Origin of the sequence: Vibrio sp. T9, assembly GCF_003123985.1 — a bacterium.
Lineage (GTDB): Bacteria > Pseudomonadota > Gammaproteobacteria > Enterobacterales > Vibrionaceae > Vibrio > Vibrio diabolicus.
In genome coordinates this window covers 1-282 of sequence record NZ_NIGY01000208.1, presented here as the reverse complement: position 1 = coordinate 282, position 282 = coordinate 1, and the positions used below count along the sequence as shown (strand labels likewise).

Below are 282 nucleotides of genomic sequence, written 5' to 3'. Positions count from 1 at the left end.
CCCTGTTCCCATGGCTTTCCATAGTTTTGGTGGATGGAAAAAAAGCCTCATGGGGGATCACCACGCCCACGGCCCTGAATCCGTGCGCTTTTACACAAAACAAAAAGCCGTTACACAGCGTTGGCTGAACCACGACGAAAGCGCTGGCGCGGAATTCGCGATGCCTACGCATCAGTAAGACAAAAACACTAGAATTGCGGCGGTTGAGCGCACGGGGAGTATTGTGCGTTGCAACTTACATAATCAAAAGCCAAAAACGAAAAAGCTTAATTTTCTTCAGGG

Annotated in this window: 1 pseudogene; it reads left to right on the top strand. The window is 49.3% G+C overall.

Going from position 1 to position 282, the window contains the following annotated elements:
• A pseudogene (locus tag CBX98_RS26750) lies at positions 1–178 on the top strand (methylmalonate-semialdehyde dehydrogenase (CoA acylating)); the annotation flags it as partial.
• Positions 179–282 lie beyond the last annotated feature (104 nt).